This is a genomic window from Roseateles sp. P5_B10 (genome assembly GCF_056400485.1).
The window spans coordinates 1-4528 of record NZ_JBFULE010000426.1 but is presented as its reverse complement, the minus strand read 5'-3'; the positions used below and the strand labels follow the sequence as shown (position 1 = coordinate 4528).

5 protein-coding genes and 1 pseudogene are annotated in these 4528 nt (G+C 64.6%); 3 read left to right on the top strand and 3 right to left on the bottom strand.

From position 1 onward, the window contains the following. The 3 genes and pseudogenes from AC1DU6_RS21015 to AC1DU6_RS21005 all read right to left on the bottom strand — a co-directional run. Positions 1-115 (bottom strand): annotated as a pseudogene (locus AC1DU6_RS21015) (ketol-acid reductoisomerase); the annotation flags it as partial. A 48-nt stretch (positions 116-163) separates the two neighbouring features. Further along, entirely contained in the window at positions 164-655 is a 492-nt protein-coding gene (gene ilvN / locus AC1DU6_RS21010) for an acetolactate synthase small subunit (protein WP_056198275.1), read from the bottom strand. Between the two features lie 165 nt (positions 656-820). Beyond that, positions 821-2605, bottom strand: a complete 1785-nt coding sequence (locus tag AC1DU6_RS21005; protein ID WP_056198277.1) for an acetolactate synthase 3 catalytic subunit — start codon at positions 2603-2605, stop codon at positions 821-823. A 231-nt stretch (positions 2606-2836) separates the two neighbouring features. On the opposite strand from AC1DU6_RS21005, the gene AC1DU6_RS21000 reads away from it, so the two are divergent. The 3 genes from AC1DU6_RS21000 to AC1DU6_RS20990 form a co-directional block, all read left to right on the top strand. Beyond that, positions 2837-3406, top strand: coding sequence for an RNA polymerase sigma factor (locus AC1DU6_RS21000; RefSeq protein ID WP_056198279.1), 570 nt, complete (start codon positions 2837-2839; stop codon positions 3404-3406). After that, entirely contained in the window at positions 3403-3876 is a 474-nt protein-coding gene (locus AC1DU6_RS20995; protein WP_082532708.1) for a DUF3619 family protein, read from the top strand. Before AC1DU6_RS21000 ends, AC1DU6_RS20995 begins: the two co-directional genes overlap by 4 nt. Positions 3877-4060: 184 nt before the next feature. Beyond that, positions 4061-4528 (top strand): DUF3106 domain-containing protein (locus tag AC1DU6_RS20990; RefSeq protein ID WP_477859336.1); only part of this gene is annotated, 468 nt, incomplete at its 3' end.

The following is a 4528-nucleotide window of genomic DNA, read 5'->3' as shown; positions in this document are numbered from 1 at the left end:
CGCTGTCGTTCAGGTTCTGCGCGTGGGCGTGGCCTTGTGAGCCGTAGCCGATGATGGTGACGTTCTTGCCCTTGATGAGGCTGAGATCGGCGTCCTTGTCGTAGTAGACGTTCATGATGGGTCGCTCCAGGAAAAAACTGTGGTGTGTTGGGGTGAAGGCGGATCAGACGCGCAGGATGCGCTCGCCGCGGCCGATGCCGCTGGCGCCGGTGCGTACGGTTTCGAGGATGGACGCACGGTCGATCGCATCGATGAAGGCGTCGAGCTTGCCGGCGTCGCCGGTCAGCTCGATCGTGTAGGTCTTCTCGGTCACGTCGATGACGCGGCCACGGAAGATGTCGGCGGTGCGCTTGATTTCCTCGCGCTCCTTGCCGACGGCGCGCACCTTGATGAGCATCAGCTCACGCTCGGTGTAGTTGCCCTCGGTCAGGTCGACCACCTTGACGACCTCGATGAGGCGGTTCAGGTGCTTGGTGATCTGCTCGATGACCTCGTCGCTGCCCGTCGTCACGATGGTCATGCGCGAGAGGGACGGGTCTTCCGTCGGCGCGACGGTCAGGCTCTCGATGTTGTAGCCGCGGGCTGAGAACAGGCCGACGACGCGCGACAGCGCACCCGGCTCGTTCTCGATGAGCAAAGCAATGATGTGTTTCATGGGTTCTTCGTCCTTCGCGCTCTTCAGTGCCGCTGGCGGTAACCAGYGGACCTTGGCTGCGGGTTCGAGTGGAGTGGATCGCTGCGGGTGTCGGACTGCTTGCGCTTTTCAGCGGCAACCCCGGCTGGCGCGGTAACGCCAGCCAGAGCTGCCGATTTCAGGCGCTCACAGGTCTTCCGATCCCAGCAGCATCTCGGAAATGCCCTTGCCCGCCTTGACCATGGGCCAGACGTTCTCGGTCGGATCGGTGCGGATGTCCAGGAAGACGGTACGGTCGGTCAGGCGCATCGCTTCCTTCAGCGCGGGCTCGACGTCGCTGGGCTTCTCGACCAGGATGCCGACGTGGCCATAGGCCTCGGCCAGCTTCACGAAGTCGGGCAGCGCGTCCATGTAGCTGTGCGAGTAGCGGCCGCCGTAGTCCAGCTGCTGCCACTGCCGCACCATGCCCAGGTAGCGGTTGTTCAGCGAGACGATCTTGACCGGCGTCTTGTACTGGAAGCAGGTCGACAGCTCCTGGATGCACATCTGGATGCTGCCTTCGCCGGTGATGCAGAACACATCCGACTCCGGCTTGGCCAGCTTGATGCCCATCGCATAGGGCAGGCCCACGCCCATGGTGCCCAGGCCGCCGGAGTTGATCCAGCGGCGCGGCTGGTCGAACTTGTAGTACTGCGCGGCCCACATCTGGTGCTGGCCGACGTCGCTGGTGATGTAGGTGTCGCGGTCGCGGGTCAGCTTCCACAGCGTGTCGACGACCATCTGCGGCTTGATGACCTCGTCCGAGCCCTTGTAGACCAGGCAGTCACGGCCGCGCCATTCATTGATCTGATTCCACCATGCGTTGACGGCGTCCGCATCCGGCTTGGCCTGCGCTTCCTTCAGCTGGGCGATCAGCTCCTGCAGCACGTCCTTCACGTCGCCGACAATGGGAATGTCGACGCGCACGCGCTTGGAGATCGACGAGGGGTCGATGTCCACGTGGATGATCTTGCGCTCGACCGAACCGAAGTGCTTGGGGTTGCCGATGACGCGGTCATCGAAGCGCGCGCCCACGGCCAGCAGCACGTCGCAGTGCTGCATGGTCATGTTGGCCTCGTACGTGCCGTGCATGCCCAGCATGCCCAGGAAGCGCGGGTCGGTGCCGGGCATGGCACCCAGGCCCATCAGCGTGTTCGTGCAGGGGAAGCCCAGCATGTCGACCAGTTGGCGCAGCTCCGCCGTGGCTTCACCCAGGATGACGCCGCCGCCCGTGTAGATGTAAGGGCGCTTGGCCTGCAGCAGCAGTTGGACCGCCTTGCGGATCTGGCCGCTATGGCCCTTCTTGACCGGGTTGTAGGAGCGCATTTCGATGCGGTCCGGATAGCTGAACGTCGTCTTCGCGAGCGACACGTCCTTCGGAATGTCCACGACGACCGGGCCGGGGCGGCCGGTACGGGCGATGTGGAAGGCCTTCTTCAGCGTCAGCGCCAGGTCGCGCACGTCCTTCACCAGGAAGTTGTGCTTGACGATGGGGCGCGTGATGCCGACCGTGTCGCACTCCTGGAAGGCGTCCAGGCCGATGGCCGCGCTAGGCACCTGACCCGTGATGATGACCATCGGGATCGAGTCCATGTAGGCCGTCGCGATGCCGGTCACGGCATTCGTGACTCCTGGGCCCGAGGTGACCAGCGCCACACCGACTTCGCCGGTCGCCCGGGCAAAGCCGTCGGCGGCGTGTACGGCCGCCTGCTCGTGGCGCACCAGCACGTGCTGGATGCTTTCCTGCTTGTAGAGGGCGTCGTAGATGTAGAGCACCGCGCCGCCGGGGTAACCCCAGAGATGGCGCACCCCTTCGGCCTGCAGGCAGCGAACGAGGATCTCGGAGCCATTGAGCTCCGCGGTGGAATTGGGGGATTGGGAATTCGGCTGCGCCAGGGCGGCGCGCTTGATATCCGCGGCAGACATGTCCATTTTTAGAACCTTTGTGAATTTCTCTAACGAAAAACCATTGGTGTCCCTCTTCTCGCCCTCGTGAAGCGGATTTGGAACCTGCGCGATCAACAGATGGAGCCCCAGTCGGGCGGCCACTGAGAGACCATTGACTCTTTGTGCGAAGCAACATTATGCCGAGCAAAATCGTGTGAGCCTTCGTATCAGACGAATGCCATAATCCGAGCTGCCGCCCGGACCTGCCTCCCCGCCTTGGCCACCGACAAAGAACTCAACGATTTCCTGCGTACCGTCGACCGCCGCGCCTTCAAGCGCACGGCCTACGTGGTTCGAGACGACGATGCCGCCCTGGACATCGTCCAGGACGCCATGATCAAGCTGGCCGAGAACTATTTCGACCGCCCCGCGGCCGAGTTGCCGCTGCTGTTCCAGCGCATCCTGTCGAACGCGACGATGGACTACTTCCGTCGCCAGAAGACGCGCCGGGCCGTCATGACAAATATGTCGGAGTTCGAGGGCGGCGGCGATGGCGACGGTGATTTCGACCTGCTGGAGATCCTTGAAACCCAGGAAGGCGCCATGGGCGCCTTGAGCGCCGCGGATGAGGTCAGCCGGGCGCAGATCTTGCAGCGCATCGAGACGGAAGTCGAACAGCTGCCGACGCGTCAACGCGAAGCCTTCCTGCTGCGTTACTGGGAGGAACTGGATGTTGCAGAGACCGCGTCTGTGATGGGTTGCTCGGAAGGCAGTGTCAAAACTCACTGTTCCCGCGCCGTCCATTCGCTGGCGAAGTCGCTCAAGGCCAAGGGGATCACGCTATGAAGTCGCCGTCGAAATTTTCCACCTTCCCTGCCGACCTGGATGCTCGCGTCACGCGTTTTGGCCTGCGTGTCGCTGCTGGCCTGACCGAGCGCAACGCCACACTGCCGCATGACGTGTCCGAACGTCTGCGCTTCGCACGTGAGCAAGCCTTGGCCCGCGCCGCCCAGGCCCGCGCTGCGCGCACCTCGGTAAGCACGGCCAGCCCTGGGGTGGTGCAGATGGGTTCGACGCTGGCCCTGAGCGGCGGCCCGCGCGGTGCCGGCGGCAACAACGGCCTATGGTCCAAGCTTGCGTCCGCCCTCCCGCTGCTGGCGCTGCTGGCCGGGCTGCTGTTGATGCAACAAGGCCAGATCCATGAACAGATCGTCGCCGCCGCTGAGGTGGACACGGCGCTGCTCAGCGACAACCTGCCGCCCTCCGCCTTCAGCGATCCGGGCTTCGCCGAATTCCTGAGAGACGGTCAAGAATGACCGGATGCCCATGAGCCGAGCCGCGCGGAGGCCTCCCGCCCCTCTCCGCCCGTTGATTGCCATGCTGCTCACCGCAGCGGGGTTTTCTGCTTTTGCGCAGACACAAGACGCGGCTTCGGCGCCAGATGCCATTGCAGCAAGCGCGGCCATCTCCCCTCCCGCAGTTCGACCGGCAGCACCTGTCATGTCGCCGGTCTCCGCGCTGGCCGCCGCACCGACCTGGCAGGCACTGACGCCAGCGCAGCGCGACCTCCTCGCACCGCTGGCGAAGGACTGGGACAAGCTCGGCCCCAACCAGCGCAGCAAGTGGCTGAATGCGACGCCGCGTCTGGCCGTGCTGCCGCCTGCCGAACTCAACCGCCTGCATGAACGCATGCGTGACTGGGCCAATCTGACGCCGGGCGAGCGAGTCGATGCCCGCATCGGCTTCCAGGTGGCCAAACAGGTGGATTCCGAGCAGCGTCAGGCCAAGTGGGAGGCCTACCAGGCGCTGCCCCAGGAAARACRCCAGGAGCTTGCCGACAAGGCCGTTGCGCGCCGTCAGGCCCAGACCAAGGCCGCCAGCCCGGTGGCCAAGCCGCTGACTGCGGTGCCCAAGTCCAATATCGTGCCCGCGGCGCCCAAGCTCGTCACGCCGACACCCGTGACAGGC

Excerpts from the sequence above, each read along its gene's own strand:
- ilvN (WP_056198275.1), bottom strand. The coding sequence starts at position 655 with ATGAAACACATCATTGCTTTGCTCATCGAGAACGAGCCGGGTGCGCTG.
- AC1DU6_RS21005 (WP_056198277.1), bottom strand. The coding sequence starts at position 2,605 with ATGGACATGTCTGCCGCGGATATCAAGCGCGCCGCCCTGGCGCAGCCG.
- AC1DU6_RS20995 (WP_082532708.1), top strand. The coding sequence starts at position 3,403 with ATGAAGTCGCCGTCGAAATTTTCCACCTTCCCTGCCGACCTGGATGCT.